The organism is Clostridium sp. B9 (assembly GCF_050509515.1).
Classification (GTDB): domain Bacteria; phylum Bacillota; class Clostridia; order Clostridiales; family Clostridiaceae; genus Sarcina.
In genome coordinates this window covers 1,584,641-1,601,410 of sequence record NZ_JBNWKA010000003.1, presented here as the reverse complement: position 1 = coordinate 1,601,410, position 16,770 = coordinate 1,584,641, and the positions used below count along the sequence as shown (strand labels likewise).

Here is a 16,770-nt window from a genome sequence, read left to right as displayed (position 1 = left end):
TTTTATCTTTAATTATATCATTCATTCCTTTATACAAGCTTAATAGTTTTTAAAAATAATATAAAGGATTATATCAAAGCTTAAAACTTACTTTGATATAACCCTAATTAAATTTCCTTATAAATATTATTTAAAATACTCTTTACGCCTAATAATTTATCTAAAGTCTTCATTATAGAGTAATTTTTATAATTATCCTTGTAACTCAAAGATCTAAAAGATTTTATTTCATCATTTAAAACCTCAAATTGCCTATCAAAACTATCATTACACTTTAAACGTGCCCCTATTTCCTTTAAAATATTAACACCATTTAAAGCAAGTGAATAATCCTCCTTATTATTATCAAAATTAGAGTTATTTAAAACTATACAATAGCTAGTTATACTAGCTAAAAACTCACTGTTTTCAACCATAAATTTTTTCAAATCTTCACATAGTATGTCATCTACAGAATCATTATGCATTTGAAGTCTACTACTTATCAAATAAGATGAATATATAATCCTTCTAATATCTATTTCTTCATTTTTAACATCATATTTTACTCCATTTAATAAATCCAAACACTTATTTATCATAACATTATCTAATTCTACTAATCGCCTAATCATTCTATTAAGTTCACTATGATTTTTATTAGGAAATATAAATTTATTAGCAAATAATACTAAAATAGCAGCAATTCCTGTGTACCCTAATCTATAAAAGCCAGCTGCGCCTTCATTCATTGTCATAGTGCTTATTCCCAAAGCATAACAAGTTATATATATACTCATTATTCCATAATTTTTAAAAGTATATTTAAAGAATGTTGCTATAATAATTATTATTACATGTTCCAAGGGAGTTTTAAAAATTGCAAATAATATTAATGCAACTACTGTCCCCATTGCAGTTCCTCTAAACCTATTCCATACTCTCTTCTTACTATCAGAATAAAAAGGAACTTCTAATAAAAATATTGTCATAGGAAGCCAATAACCCTTTTCCAAATGAAATAATCTAACAACTAAAAAGGATAATGTAATTAATATAGATATTCTTGTAGCAAATCTAAGCTTAAATTGATTTAATTTATAATTATATTTGCTGTAAACTTCAAAGTATTCTTTATCTTTCTTATTGTTAAAATTCAAAAATTTTCTTAAAGAGAACTTTTTACAATTCATATGTTTTATGGCTTCTAATAAATAATCCATTATTAAATCAACATATTTTTTCAGATTTGCATTATTAAATTTACTATTTTTCCTAAAGCTATATATTTCTCTTTCGCATCCTGTTATATCATTTAAGTTATTTTTGATGAATACAAACAGCTCTTTCATATTTTTATAACATTTCTTATTGTCTTTGATCATAGATGAACTAGAAAAGTCATCAATAATATTAATTATTTGCTGAAAAGCTACTATAAACTGATAATACTTATGCTTATTTCCTAAATAAACTAATCTATTCAATTCCTTAACAATATTAAATAACTTAAATTGATTTTCTTTTACTTCACTACCATTCTCTTGAATTAAAAAGTCAATTTGAGAAATTATTTCATCAAACCCCGCATTTATTAGACTCTCTATTTTACTTACTTCTCCCTTAGGTGAAACAATTCTTAAAGCTACATAAACTATTAAATATGATGTTATTATTGCTAGTATTCTTTTAGGCATTTCACTAGGTTCTATAGGAAACACCTGCAAAAATACAAAAGCCATTAAATACGGAAAATAGCTATTAGGATTATACTCATCTGTTAACAGGTATACTAGAATTATTATTCCAAATAAGTTTATAAATGCTTCACTCCATATACCACGACTTACTAAAGATGCAAATATTCCTATAATAAGATGTAGAAAAAGTGGACTAAATTCATTTTTTTCTACTATAGCATAATTTCTCATTCTTACGAAAGTTAATGCCATATAAGGTGCAATAATTACATTCCTCATACCAAAGAATTTTACATTAATAAATAAAATCAATGAAGATACAATTGTAGATGGTAGTGCTCTTTTTAAAACTTTCTTTAAATTATTTATTTCCAAAACATTCACTTCTCTCAAACCTTTTAACATTTGTTGTTAACAATATATATTATTTTAAAAGCTTATTGTTCCTTTAAAATCATAGGAAAGCCGTTAAACACTTGAAAGCTTTTCCTGCTCTGCTCTATAATTGGAATAAACTTTTCTTTATATTGTACTGGAAATGAATATGCAAATCCCTTCATTCTATCCCCATCTAAAACAGTTAGACTGTATATTCCTTGTCCATTTCTCTCCATATACTCATAAAACCAGTCTTCTCCACATTCTGATTCTTCTACATCGCCATTATTGGTTTCTTTATTATAAAGTGTTTTCACATTATCATTGTTATAATTTTTTAAATTTGTTAATGAGAAACTCATTAGTCCATCTTTACTTTTAAAAGAAACAGCTTCTTTATCATCTAAATAATAATTTTTATCTAATTGAAAAAAGTTTGGATACTGAACCATAGCCCCTGAAATCATTACTGTCTCAAAATCATAATGACCATCAATGCCACCTAAGCTTATTGGTTGTTCACCAAATAGATAGCCATAAGTAATTTTGGCATCTTTTGTATCTTCATAAGTACCTTGATCTAAATTCAATCTAATTCCACCAGTTTCATATGTACCTTCTGTAAAGATTCTTAATAATTCATTTTTGCTCCCCATAACTATTTTTCCATCTTTTACATATGCTCCATAGCCATCTTTAATTATAGATTCATTATCTAATCTTCCCTCTAAGAATCTACTATTATTTTCTTTATCTTCTTTGTTAGAAGAATTGTTGTCATTACCTAAAGTTCCTTCATTATCTGAATCACTATCATCTAAATAATAAGCAAAATTTTCATAGTCACTTAACTCTATTCCTTCATTTATGTTTTCTAAAAATTTCTCTAAATTATTAGGATTACTTAAATCTAACCTTATAACCTCTTCATTTATAGACCCCATGGTTATATTTTCTCTTCCTGTAGCTAAATTAAACATTCCACCTGAAATTATCAGTATGCTTGTTAAAATTGATAATATATTCAAGTTCCATCTCCCCTAACTTATACTATAAATTTCTTTTTATTAGCATTATTGTAACATATTATCACATTTAAAATAAATGCCATTAAGATAAGAAATTTCTCATCTTAATGGCATTTGATACATACCCAGCATTTTTAGCACATATGATATCCTTCTAACATAGTAACTAAATAATCTGCTCCTAATTTGTTTGCATGATTAATCATTACGTTTAACATACGCTCATCTAAGTTATAGTGATTAATTAGATGATTTAATGCCTCACCAAGGAAGTTTTCATTTAAACCACTTAAAACCTTATCATTATCACCATTTATATTTTTAATTATATATTCAACTAAACATTCTAAAGAACAATATGGTTCATCAACAATAAAGTATCCTCCATCGTTTACACCAAATCCTTTTTCACAATTAAAGCAGAAAGCCTCTGTAATTGCCTTATTAGAACTCTCTTCTTCAAAATCTCCTAATTTTAAATTCTCATTTAACCTTGTATTTATCATATTAATACCCCTTTCCTTGTTTAATAATACATAATATCATTAAACATCTTAGAAGCTTAACTTAAAATTAAGCCCTATATAATTGTTACACAATTACTAATTATATATGCTTAAATATCAAAATTATGTTTATTCAATAACTCATAATTATTATTTTTCTATTATAAAAATCAAAATACAAAAATATATTTATATGTAAATATTATTTAGGAGGAAATATACTTGAGTAAGAAAAACCTTAAATTTAAAAAGTTTAACAGAACTCCAAATGAAACAATATATATAAAACCTAAAAAGTGTATTGCTTGCTCGGCTTGTGCCTTAACATGTACTAAATCAACCAAAATATCTGTTTTGAGATTATCACTACCTAATCAAAAAGTTATAGAACCTAAAAAGGAAACATTTAATAAAAGTAACTGTATTTACTGTGGTCAATGCACTTTATTTTGTCCAACTGGTGCAATAAACTCATTAAACCCTGAAGAGGAAATTCTAAAAGCTAAAGAGGAAAATAAATATATGGTTGCTATATTTGCGCCTTCTCTAAAAGCAACCCTAGGGGAAGAGTTCAACCTTCCTATAGGGACAGATGTTTCCTCTAAACTTTCAACTAGTGCAAGACTAGCTGGATTCAATCAAGTCTTTGAAACTGATTTTGGAGCAGATTTAACCGTTGTTGAAGAAGCAAAAGAATTAGAACAGCGAATTAAGACAAATGGAATACTTCCAATGTTTACATCTTGTTGTCCAGCATGGATTAAGTGGGCTGAAAGATTTAGACCCGATTTATTACCATATATATCCACTTGCAAATCTCCTCAACAATTACTAGGCGCAACCATAAAAACATACTTCGCAGAAAAAAACAACTTACCTCCTAGTGATATATTCGTTACATCTATAAAACCTTGTACTGCCAAAAAATTCGAAGCATTAAGAGATGGAATGGGACGAGATGGTTATCAAGATGTCGATGCTGTTTTTACAGTTAGAGAATATGCTAAATATCTAAAAGAAAAAGGAATTGATTTAAGGGATATACCTGATACTGAACCAGATGATTTACTTGGAGATGCTAGTGGTGGTGCTGCTATATTTGGAAATGCTGGTGGGGTATTAAGAAGTACTCTCAGAACTCTTGCTTATTATCTTGGTGATAGTTCTGAAAATATAGATGCTATTTCTAATACAAAATTAAATTACCTAAATGGATTTGATGGAGTTAAAGTAATTAACTATAAAATAAACAACTTAGATATAAAGGCCGCTGCTGTAAGTGGAATTTCAAACTTAATTAATTTTTTAAATAGTGGTGAATGGAAAAATTATCACTTCATAGAAGTTATGGCTTGTCCTGGTGGATGTGTAAATGGTGGTGGCACTCCTAAAGTTTCAAAGAAGGCAAAGGTCATTGAACCACTATGTATATCTTGTGGAACCTGTATTGAAAATTGTCCTGTTGGAGCTATAGAATTTTCTTCTAAACGCACAGCTAGAGTTTCTCCACCTAGTTGTGTTGGATGTACTCTTTGTAATAATTTATGTCGAAGCAATGCAATAAATATTAATTATTTTGATAAAAGTAATAATTCTCTTTTAGAAGAAAGCTATATAACACTACGTCAAAACGTCCTAGAAAACTTTGATTTAAACTCTAAAGTAAGACTCCCCCATGAAAATAAAGATATAAAAGAACTATATCTCTCTTATCTTGGAGATATTGGAGGACCTAAAGCCAAAAGCATTCTTCATATAGAATATAGTTAAAGTGCTATGCCAATAGAGCTGTACTTATAAGCTAATTTAAAGGACATAATCAAAAGATTATACATCTATTAATTATGTCCTTATTTTAATTCTCTATTATAAAGCTAACTTATAAATTCTCTATAATATTTAGTCTTTTTTCTACTTCATATATTCTATCTATACATTTTATTAAACAATAATTTTTATAGTTTTCTCCATGTTTTATCAGTTGTATATTGTCACATTTTTCTCCAATGTTATCTTTAAGTACTAAAAAGTTATCATTAAAACATTTCAACCTTTCATCAATAATTTTCAACCCTGAATTTATATACTCGTAATCTAGTTCATCATTTATTCCACTATGTAATACAATAGCATAGTTTACTACTGAGATAATAAACTCACTATTAGCTAGCATAAGCATCTTAATATCTTTTCTTTCCTCTTCATTGTTTGATATATTGTGCATCTCTATTCTTCCACTTATTAAATAAGAGGAATATACTATTCTTCTTATTTCATACTGATCAAACTCACCATTTAAAACATTATGTATCTTACTCACTATTATCTTATCTAAATCAAGTAATCTTTTAATCATATTTAAAAGTTCAACATGATTTTTATTTTGTAATATGAATCTATTTGCAAATAATACAATTAAAACAGCTAAAACCGTATATAAAAGTCTTAGCATTATAGCTTCTCCATCTCTCATGGAAAATGTTGTTATTGCCATAGCATAGCATGTTATATAAATACTCATTGTTCCATATTTCTTAAATGAATACATTAAAAATGTACTTATAACCACGATAAAAATATGCATTTCATGCCCCTTAAATATAGAAAATAATACAAATGCTAAAATAAGACCTATAACAGTTCCATAAAATCTATCTTTTACCCTCTCTTTACTATCCTCATAAAATGGTAAAGCAAGTAAAAATACAGTCATTGGTAGCCAATATCCTTTCGGAAGATTAAAAACTCTAATAGTAAAAAAAGATAAAGTTAGTATTATTGCCATTCTTATAGCAAATCTCAACTTAAATTCATTTAGTTTTAAATCATATTTACTATAGACCTGGAAATATTCCTTACTACTTCTAAAGTCCAATAATTTAACTAAATTAAATCTATTAAAATTAGCATGTATAATAGCCTCACATAAATATTCTAATACTGAATTAACATAATAACTAAAGTTCTTATTAGTAAATTTCATACTCTCCTTAAAGATATATATATCATCTTTAGATTTTTCTGGATTCTTAAAATCTTTTTTTAAATTTTTAAATAGGCTACACATCTTTTCAAGCTCTTTTTTGTTATCATTAAGCATACTTTTTGAACTTATAAAGTCTAATATTAAATTATTTATATGTTGAAAGGCTACTATAATCTGATAATATTTATTTTGTCCTCCAGAGTAAACGAATCTATTTAAATCTCTACAAATATCAAAAAGTTCAAGCTGCCTTGTCTTTATATTATTAATTTCTCCCTTATTCAAATCTTCAAACTGTAATTGTATATTATTAAAACCACTTTCTATCAATGAATAAATTTTTGTTCTATCTCCTTTTGGAGATAAAACTATTAAAAAAATATACACTATTAAATATGATACTCCAATAGCTATTAACCTTTTTGGTATTTCACTAACAGTTGTTGGGAATATTTGAAGTAAAACAAATGCCATTAAATATGGAAAATAACTTCCTGGATTATAATCATCGGTTAATAAGTACACAAGTATTGTTACTCCAAAGAAATTTATAAACGCTCCACTCCATACCTCAATACTAGCTAAAGACGCTAATACTCCAATACCTAAATGAATAAATAAAGGCTTAAATATATTTTTCTCTATTATTAAATATGTCCTCATTCTTATAAAAGTTAATGTCATATACGTAGAAATAAGTATGTTGTTAGCTCCGAAATATTTGATGTTTATAAAAAGTAGTAATAAAGATAATACCGTAGGAGGTAATGCCTTATTAAATACTTTTTTTATTTCTTTCAGATTCATAATGTCCACCTTCTTATAGTAATCACTATTAAAATTGTAACATATTTAGTTACAATTTGTTCACAAAAAAAACTACTTAGTTGAACCCTAATTCTATTTCTTAACAAATTTAGTTTTTTTGAAAATTTAGGCATTAAAAGACTCTGCTTTAAGTATATGTTGATTTCTAACTATATCTAGAAATCAACGCTAATTTAAAACAGAGCCTCAAAAAATTATTTTGATATAATCCCTTATTAAATTTCTCATTTATATAGTATAAATCTAATATATAATCCTAATAGAACAATTGAAATTATAAATATACATATATCTAAATTAGCTAAATTTTCAAGAATATATGACTGTACTTCTTTATCTTTAAAAAAATCACCATATTCTATTAAAAATCGTATATTATCACTTAAACTATAACATCTACTTATGAAAAGTGATAATATTATAAATCCACTCCATTTCAATACGCTCTTTATTTTCAAGTTATTCTTCATAAATTTTACTTTCCTCATTATAGAGATTTATATTTTCTATTTTTAACTTCTTACTTATAAACTCTTATCTTTTATACTCTTTGTCTATATTGGTTACAAAATGATCTAATTTAAACATACCTAATCTTCCTCTTAAATACCGTTGTATTCCCTATACTACAATTTCAAATATTAAATCAAATGTCTTTGGATTACCATGTCCACTAAAACTTGTAGGAATAGCCCCAACAAATCTCCAACCTAATTCTGCATACTGATCAATTAATTCTCTATGATTAGATTCTCCAAACATTAATCCCGCAGCTGAACATTCAACATATTCATATCTATACATTTTAAATTCCCTCCTAAAACATAACATAGCATTTATATATAAATTATAACACCAATTCCATTTATTGTATTAAAATTATTCCATATTTATAAATAAAAATAGAGCATTTGTCTATTCATTATAATAATTCTTATAATAAATATTCATACACTAATTGCTTGCTGAAGATGCAGCTGCCGCACCAGCTGCTGCCGCTGCACTTGCTGTTGCTATTTGCATAGCTATAACAATATTTAATGATGCATTGTTAGTTAAACTTATCATCTGTTCATTAAGTTCTTCATTTAAACTTTCTGCATAAACAGATGCTACTATAGAAACTGCTATCATATCTCTTATATAACCTGATATGCTAAAGAAGCCAAACCCTCTAATTTTTTTTAGCTTATCAGAAACTTCTTTTGCCTCTTTTGCAAATAAATCATAATCATCGCATATAAAAGGTGTTATTCCTAGTAGAGGCATTGCATACCTTCTTAATGGAATGTCGTGATTATTCAAAGTATTATTCATTTTAACAACCATTTTACACTTCTCATGTTTTTCAATATTTATAATAGATAACATATTACATAATCCTTGTAATTCATTTCTCTTTGGGAATCCAGCTGCATTTAAAAGGGTATAACAATCTTCAACCTCTCTAAAAGTATCCTCTAGGTTTATTGATGTAGTAGCTATAAGAGCTGCTGCACATATATCTTCTTGCCCTGTTAAAAATATATGATCCTTCTTCATATGTCCGTAGGCTAATCCTGTATCTGTTATAGCTTTACTGACTACAGCTCTTTTTCTTGCAAAATATATTATCTGAGCAGCTAATATAAGATATTGATTATTAAAAAACTCTTCTTTTAATCCTTTATAAATAGCATTTATATCTTCTAAGGCATCACTTACATTATCTTCTTCATAAATATTAATTGCAGTATTTAAAAGATTATTTCCTCTGAAATTAGAAAATATAGATGTTTTATCTTTTATTATCTTAACAGACTCTTCAATTTTGCTTTTATCTGCAATCTTATTTTTTGTTGTAAGATTTAATGCTGCACACTTTCTCATAAGGCTAACAGAGGAAAATCCAAGTCCTACTACTTCTTCTAATATCTCATTATTTTTAATGAATAAATTTAATCTTTCAGCAATAATATCTCTCATAATACTTTACTCCTTTTTATAAATCAAAACTTATTTACTTAATATTAACAGATAATAAAATAAAAATTCCACCTAAATCCGTTTAAATTTATATCATATAAATCTAGTTAATATAGGTAGAATTTAATTTTAAGCACTATATAATTTTTCTCTTCCATTCTTAATTAAAAAATATTTTTCAATTAAGAGCACTACTAATAATATAACTGCAAGTATAACCATGTATAGCTCTATACTAATCCCTTTAAATATTAAAAACAGTATTACCCCTAAAGCTATGCTAGCAAATGTAAATACCATGTTTATAAAAACACTAGCACTCTGTTTTACAACAACTGTTGGTGATGACCATTCTAAGTTTATAAAATTTAAATTTATTATAAGTCCTGTTACTGCTGATACTAAAGCAAATAATAAAGTTACTACTAAGTTTAAAATAAATGTAGTAATAGAAAACTTTAGTCCTATAGTAAACAATATATTTGTAACTATTAAAGCTGGTACTGTAATTGTTAGACATACTAATATCTTACTCATAAATATATTTCTTTCATCTATTGGAAGTGATTTAATTATCCAAATATTCTTTCCCTCCAAGGATATAGATGCTGGTGTTGTTGCTGATAATCCAATACAGAATACAGATAACCCTAAAACGAATAAACTTATCTTATCAGCTACTTCTTTTATCCCTAAAAATGCACCTAATGTATTTATATCCATAAAAAATATAGATACTGCTCCAACTATCAATAAAAGCATTCCAAAAGCAGTGTTTAAAATGTATATAGGTATTGAAAAATATCCTTTTAATTCCTTTAAATATAAAGCTTTTAGTTGACCATTAGCTTCTAGATTGGAAACCTTATAGTCTTCTACTTTTTTATAGCTTTCTCCAAGCTTTGAATTTATCTTTTCAAATTGAGATGCAAATATATAAATAAAAATTATAAATGGAATTAAAGAAACCCCTATGAATTTTAAAAGTTCTATATAACTCTCTTGAACTAAAGCATTACTAAGAAAATAAGCAGGTGGATAAACCTTACTTAGCAAATCTATTATTCCTGTACTATTTTGCACTAAAGAATTCAATAAATTCTGAGCCTTAAATGATATTAAAAATATTCCTAAAAAAAGAATCATACTTCCTATAGTAGTTATTAAGTTTTTAAATTTTACTCTTGAAGCTATAAAAGCTATTATAAAAGCACATATTGATCCAAGTAAAACAGGTATTAATGGAATAAATAATATTGATATTATCAGTATTGAAAGAAAAGCAACTATATTTCCACTAGAATAATTAAAATATATTAGAGCTGGTGGCAATATAAAGCATGTTGTAAATATCCAATTTAATAGCAGTAAATCCATTAACTTACTTGCAAATATTACACTATTTTTTATAGGAAGTGACATTAACATATCAAAATCCTTTAAAGAAAATAAATTACCTTGTGCTTTATATATAGTTGTAATAAAAACTGAAGCAGCACTTCCTATAATACCCAATATAATTAATAACTCCATTCCCCCTATTTCTTTTAGCATATCGCTTAAAAGAAATGAATATACAGCTGATACATATATCATAGCAATTGGAGCCAATATCATAATTAATGTTTTGCTAACTGCCTTTTTCTTTTCCTTATGTTCTTGTCCTTTTAATAAAAAAGTATTTAACCCTAAATTATTTATAAAATTAACTTTTAATAGTGTGAGTAGATTATTCATATATTAAAATCCTTTCTATTTATTACTGTCTATTTATCAATTAATCCCATAAAAATATCTTCTAAACTTCTATTTCCAATTACCTCTTCTGTTTTTCCTGATGCAACTATTTCTCCATCTTTTATAATAGAAATCTTTGTACATAGCTTCTCTGCAACTTCTAAAACATGCGTAGAGAAAAATATTGCACTTCCATTTTTACAACATTCCTTCATTATTTCTTTAAGCGTATGCGATGCTTTAGGATCTAATCCAACAAAAGGTTCATCTAATATAAATAACTTTGGCTTGTGAATTAAAGCTGATATTATAGCTAATTTTTGTTTCATACCATGGGAATATGAACTTATAAGTCCACCTAAACTTTTAGTCAACTCAAATCTATCTCCATACTCCCTAATAAGCTTTTCTCTTTCTTCTTTTTCAACGCCATAAATATCTGCAATAAAACTTAAATACTGTATTCCTGTTAGTGACTCATAAATATCAGGATTATCTGGTATATATGCAATCTGCTTTTTATATTCTATTGGATTTTTCTTTACTGATAGTCCATCTAAAGTAATCTCTCCTTCTGTAAACTCTAAAATACCGACTATTGATTTTATTGTTGTGGTTTTTCCAGCTCCATTATGACCTATGAAACCAAATATATCTCCTTCTTTTACTTCTAAAGAAATGTTACTAACTACATTTTTACCATTACTATATGCTTTTGAAAAATTCTTAACACTTAACATCTACTCCACTCCATTTCTTTTAATATAGACTAATTTATATATAATTCTCCATTAATTATTCAATTCCTATATATTTATAAATTTATTTATATTAATTTAACAACTTATCTTATTATAATAGTTCAACTATATAAGTTATGCAGTAACACTTTATAATATATTAAACAAATTAAATTAAAAGGAGCCGTACCAAAATAACTTTTTAATACAGCTCCTCAATTTACTTACTTCTATACTTTAATATATTTTAATTATCTAGCCTGTCCATCAATAAATAGAACTTGTGCCTGTTGAACCCTATTTATTCTCTTTATTGATATTTTAGTTCTATCAAGTTCTCTTATTATTGGATATGTTCTTGCTAAAACATTAAAAGCATCAAATTCATCTAAACCTAAAACCATTGCAGATTTAAAAGGTATAATTGCACTTTCATCAAAATTTAATACTATGTTAAATATCTCTTTTGGTGTTGATATTATTCTCTTATGATCTGAAAGCAAACGTCCTACACCAGCATAATCATTAGCTTGTATAAGTTCATTTAACTTTACTTTTTGTTCCTCTGAAAGAGTAACCACGTAATCAAGCATATTTTCTTCTTGCTTAATTGGCATTGGAATAGGATTTAAAAGTTCACCTTCTTCATATAATTCTAAATCATGTGAGCTTTTTTCTACTAATTCCTCTTCTAAATCGTAGTTAAGATTTTCTCCTTCTGATACTACATCCTCTTCATTAAACTCAACATTTTCTAAAGTTCCTTCATCGTTAACTTTAACTTCTATTTCGCTTTTTGCATCTCCATTTTTTCCGAAAAAACTCATCTTAAATTCCTCCTATTCTAACTTATCTATTGTTTAAAACATTTCATATTGATATGTCATTCTAATAATTTATGCATATATAGTAGGAATGCATAAACTTTCTCTTATATTATATCATCTTTCACTTAAATATTTATAAAAAAATAAAAAAAGCAAGTATAAAACTTGCTTTTTTCCTTGTGAAAGTTTTAATTCACTAATTATCTAATTTAAGAATTTATTAAAAGATAAATTAATCAATAAGTTATTTTTAGTTTTTAAAATATCTATCTAAAATTTCATAGATAAATATAACTGGTTAACTGGCTAAACCTTTTTCATATATTTAAATTACTTTTCCTTACAAAACCAATAAGAGTTAAATCCTGATACTTGAATCATAGCGTCCTTTGGTACCTGTTTTATGGTATTGTATACATTCATAAAATCTCCAACTCCCATTATTAAACTTATAAAAGCAAAAGTAAATAAAAGCCCACCAATAAAATACATGTTATTGGGTATAAAAATCCATACTATAAGGGGTAAAAACCCAAATACTATGTTTGGTAAAAGATTTAAAAATACAAATCTTCCTTTTGATATTGCTGTGGTTGATGTAACCAAGGCAATCATCTCTTTAATTGAATACCACATTTCCACTTTGGCATATTTGGGAAATACTACCGCATGTAAAAATTCGTGTGGTAATAAACTAAAAGGAATTAATATAACACCCCATGGATTTAGAACATTTAATAAAGTAAAATATCCATTTACTTTTCTTCTAATCAAGACTACTAAAAGTAAAAATATCACAATTGGAACTAAAAAATTTGTAATTCTTCTAGCAATCTCTGCACCTGTTTCTGGCTCTTCAAACATGACAGCATTATCAGGTAATTCTACAATAGGTAAGTCCTCAATTCCTTTAAATTTTCCTTTCCAAACTAACTTCAAACATTCAGTCACTAATATATTTCAATTATAAAACAACTTAATTCCATAACTATAACACTAATCCATCAAAACAAGTTTTAGTATTATAAAACTAGTGACATTCACCTCCCCTTTTTATTTTAAATAACACATCTAACACTTTCCCTTATAAAATACCTAACCAAATATACTATTATTATATATTCAAATAACTTATTAAATTTATTGCCCAAATATTTAAATTAAAACAACAATATAATATCTTTTAAATAAATCACTAAATAAATATAAACCCTGTATAAAAATACAAGGTTTATGAAATAATTAATCCCCTATTAACCTTATTATACCATAATACTACAATTTTTCCTAAAGAAATATATTCCATTTAATCTTATAAATATTTTATTTATTCATTTGCTAATATTTAGAAAATATATACATATATATGAAATATAATCATTTAAACTCATACTCTTAAAGGTTCTCTAAATATTTTAAAATCTCCTTCTTAAATATAGAGAACCTGTTTTTTTCAATTCTAATTAACATATTAAAATTAATATTTCTAAAACTTTATATAAGAAAAGGAGGTTTTGTGTTGGCTATTTAATATAGCTTCACTATTTTTATTTATGTTTATTGAAATTTATAAAATTAGAAGTTTTAAAGACTTAAACTTATTTTGGGATATGTTTGATAAATATATAAATCATATTTTCAAAGCCCTTCCTTCAAACAAAGAAGACCTAAATTATTTTTTATCAAAGGATTATAGAGATTCAGTAATAGAACTTTCTGAGCGCGATTTTAATCCTCTTAATATTGTTTTTTTTAAAGATAAGGATATAGTATTAGGATTTGCTACTTATATAATATATATTGATGAAAGAGGCAAATCAATAATCTTAGAGTATTGCATAAACGAAGAATATAGAAATAATGGTTTTGGAAAATTTTCTTATAAATTACTAGAACATACTATGAGAATGGAGGGAAGTAAATACATTGAACTTACTCCTACTAATAAGAGAAATGAATCGTTTTGGAAATCTTTAGGTTATAAAGAAAGTATGGTATTTTATGAAGATGGAAGATGTATTTTAAAGAAAGTATTCTAAATATTTTCTTAATCATATTTTAAGTTAATTTTTATTTAAGGCTCTGTTTTAAATTAGTGTTGATTTATAGATAGGAATGAAAGACCACTTTAATTATAAGTATAATCTCAATTCCTTTAAAACAGAGCCTCATTTAAAGTAGATGTATCAAAATAACTTTGAAAGTTTTATTATTAAGTTTTGATATAAATCATTTAAATATTTTGACGTAAACATACTTTAATATCCTCTTCTGGTGTACTTATTGGTTTAATATCAAAATTATCTACTAAATATTGAAGGATATTAGGTGATAAGAATGCTGGTAATGATGGTCCTAAATACATTCCTTTTATGCCTAAAGCTAATAAAGCTAGAAGATCAGCAACAGCCTTTTGTTCATACCAAGACAGTATTATGCTAAGTGGTAAGGCATTAACATTTGTATCAAAAGCATCAGCCAAAGCAATAGCTATTTTAACAGCTGAATATAAATCATTACATTGACCTACATCTAATAATCTAGGTAATCCTGCAACTTCACCAAAATCCAATTTATTGAATCTGTATTTTCCACAAGCTAATGTAAGAATAACGCAATCCTTTGGAACTTCTCTTGCAAAATCAGTGTAGTAATTTCTACCTGGTCTTGCTCCATCACATCCACCAATCACAAAGAAATGTTTTAAATTTCCGCTTTTAACAGCTTCAACAATTTCATTTGCATGGCTTAAGGTAGCATTATGTCCAAATCCAACCAATATTTCCTTTTCTTCTTCATCCTCATCATATCCGCCAAGTTCTAAAGCCTTATTTATTATTTTACTAAAATCTTTATATCCTTTTTCATCTGCTTTGATATATTCTATTCCTTCCCATCCTACAACACTTGTAGTAAATATTCTATCCTTATAGCTTTCTCTAGGTTTCATTAAACAGTTTGTTGTCATTAATATACACCCTGGTATATTATCAAATTCTTTTTGTTGATTTTGCCAAGCTGATCCAAAGTTACCTGCTAAGTGACTATACTTTTTAAGACCTTCATATCCATGAGCTGGCAACATTTCTCCATGAGTATATATATTAATACCTGTACCTTCTGTTTGTTCTAATAACATCTCAAGATCTCTTAAATCATGTCCTGATACTATTATAAATGGAACCTTTCTTTAAAGTTACATTAACCATCTTAGGAGAAGGATGATTATATCTAGTTGTATTTGCATCATCTAAAAGTTTCATAACATCTATAGCAATATTTCCTGTTTTCATTGTTAGAGCTATTAAATCATCTAGTGTAAGCTTATCATTTGTTAAAGCTTCTAAAGCAATTAAATAAAACTTGTCAACTTCATCATCGTGGTAATCTATAAATCTTGCTTGATGCCCATACGCCGCTATCCCTTTTAATCCATATAATATAGTGCTTCTTAGAGAACGTATGTCTTGATCAATAGAATCATCATACATTATTCCAGCTCTAACAGAATCATCTAACATCTTCTCCTTAGTATCACTTAAATTATATGTAGCTTGTTCTGGATATTCTCCCTGTGGAGCTTTCCCCCTTAATTCTTCTTTTATCTTTTGTGATTCTATTAGAAGATTAACATGAACTTCTGGATCAAAGTTAACGTTAGTAAGTGTAGTAAATAATCCATTTTCTATAAACTCTATAACCTCTTTACAAACTTCACCACCATTTTCTATAATAGCTTTACCATAACAAGCAATTCCTTTTAGTTGAAATATTAAAAGGTCTTGCAAATTAGCTACCTCCGGTGTTTTTCCACAGACTCCCATTTTAGTACATCCTTTTCCACCAGCTGTTTGCTCACATTGATAACAAAACATAAGTGATTTTTCCACTTTAACTCCTCCTTAGCATATTAATAAATTTTATATTATACAATCAAAAATACTAATAACATATAATTTCTATATTACTATTCCCTTTATCTTCATAAGTATTCGAATCCAATAAATAAAAGATACTATTCACAAAAATCTTAAAATTTCATATTAATAATATATAGACTTATACATAACCACCTCCTTGTTTTGATGTTATATAG

The 16,770-nt window shown here is 26.5% G+C and carries 13 protein-coding genes and 1 pseudogene; 2 read left to right on the top strand and 12 right to left on the bottom strand.

The annotated features are described in order from the left end of the window. Positions 1-107 precede the first annotated feature (107 nt). The 3 genes from ACQZHJ_RS07215 to ACQZHJ_RS07205 all read right to left on the bottom strand — a co-directional run bounded on the left by ACQZHJ_RS07215 (position 108) and on the right by ACQZHJ_RS07205 (position 3,591). Positions 108-2,084 (bottom strand): FUSC family protein, encoded by a 1,977-nt coding sequence (locus ACQZHJ_RS07215; protein ID WP_430484869.1) that lies wholly within the window; start codon positions 2,082-2,084, stop codon positions 108-110. A gap of 32 nt (positions 2,085-2,116) precedes the next feature. Beyond that, positions 2,117-3,085: a hypothetical protein gene (locus ACQZHJ_RS07210; RefSeq protein ID WP_430484868.1), complete on the bottom strand. Its 969-nt coding sequence runs from the start codon at positions 3,083-3,085 to the stop codon at positions 2,117-2,119. A 134-nt stretch (positions 3,086-3,219) separates the two neighbouring features. Then, complete coding sequence (locus ACQZHJ_RS07205; RefSeq protein WP_430484867.1) at positions 3,220-3,591, bottom strand: hypothetical protein; 372 nt, start codon at positions 3,589-3,591, stop codon at positions 3,220-3,222. Between the two features lie 222 nt (positions 3,592-3,813). Here ACQZHJ_RS07205 and ACQZHJ_RS07200 point away from each other — a divergent pair, with 222 nt between their 5' ends. Further along, a complete protein-coding gene (locus tag ACQZHJ_RS07200) occupies positions 3,814-5,361 on the top strand; it encodes a [FeFe] hydrogenase, group A (protein WP_430484866.1) in 1,548 nt (515 codons plus the stop codon). Positions 5,362-5,470: 109 nt separating this feature from the next. On the opposite strand, the gene ACQZHJ_RS07195 is transcribed toward ACQZHJ_RS07200, so the two are convergent. The 8 genes from ACQZHJ_RS07195 to ACQZHJ_RS07160 form a co-directional block, all read right to left on the bottom strand. After that, a complete protein-coding gene (locus tag ACQZHJ_RS07195) occupies positions 5,471-7,384 on the bottom strand; it encodes an FUSC family protein (protein WP_430484865.1) in 1,914 nt (637 codons plus the stop codon). A 245-nt stretch (positions 7,385-7,629) separates the two neighbouring features. Beyond that, on the bottom strand, positions 7,630-7,875 hold the full coding sequence (locus ACQZHJ_RS07190; RefSeq protein ID WP_430484864.1) for a hypothetical protein: 246 nt from the start codon (positions 7,873-7,875) through the stop codon (positions 7,630-7,632). Between the two features lie 151 nt (positions 7,876-8,026). Continuing rightward, positions 8,027-8,209, bottom strand: a complete 183-nt coding sequence (locus tag ACQZHJ_RS07185; RefSeq protein WP_430484863.1) for a DUF4177 domain-containing protein — start codon at positions 8,207-8,209, stop codon at positions 8,027-8,029. Between the two features lie 150 nt (positions 8,210-8,359). Beyond that, entirely contained in the window at positions 8,360-9,370 is a 1,011-nt protein-coding gene (locus tag ACQZHJ_RS07180) for a DUF4003 family protein (protein WP_430484862.1), read from the bottom strand. Positions 9,371-9,499: 129 nt separating this feature from the next. Further along, positions 9,500-11,107 carry a putative ABC transporter permease subunit gene (locus ACQZHJ_RS07175; protein WP_430484861.1) on the bottom strand — a complete coding sequence of 536 codons (1,608 nt, stop codon included), beginning with the start codon at positions 11,105-11,107 and terminating at the stop codon, positions 9,500-9,502. A gap of 29 nt (positions 11,108-11,136) precedes the next feature. Beyond that, on the bottom strand, positions 11,137-11,847 hold the full coding sequence (locus ACQZHJ_RS07170) for an ABC transporter ATP-binding protein (RefSeq protein WP_430484860.1): 711 nt from the start codon (positions 11,845-11,847) through the stop codon (positions 11,137-11,139). A 251-nt stretch (positions 11,848-12,098) separates the two neighbouring features. Beyond that, complete coding sequence (locus ACQZHJ_RS07165) at positions 12,099-12,674, bottom strand: hypothetical protein (protein ID WP_430484859.1); 576 nt, start codon at positions 12,672-12,674, stop codon at positions 12,099-12,101. A gap of 330 nt (positions 12,675-13,004) precedes the next feature. Then, positions 13,005-13,613, bottom strand: coding sequence for a DUF3267 domain-containing protein (locus tag ACQZHJ_RS07160; protein WP_430484858.1), 609 nt, complete (start codon positions 13,611-13,613; stop codon positions 13,005-13,007). Positions 13,614-14,188: 575 nt separating this feature from the next. Here ACQZHJ_RS07160 and ACQZHJ_RS07155 point away from each other — a divergent pair. Then, positions 14,189-14,713, top strand: coding sequence for a GNAT family N-acetyltransferase (locus ACQZHJ_RS07155; protein ID WP_430484857.1), 525 nt, complete (start codon positions 14,189-14,191; stop codon positions 14,711-14,713). Positions 14,714-14,907: 194 nt separating this feature from the next. On the opposite strand, the pseudogene hcp reads toward ACQZHJ_RS07155, so the two are convergent. Then, positions 14,908-16,549, bottom strand: a pseudogene (gene hcp, locus ACQZHJ_RS07150) (hydroxylamine reductase). Positions 16,550-16,770 lie beyond the last annotated feature (221 nt).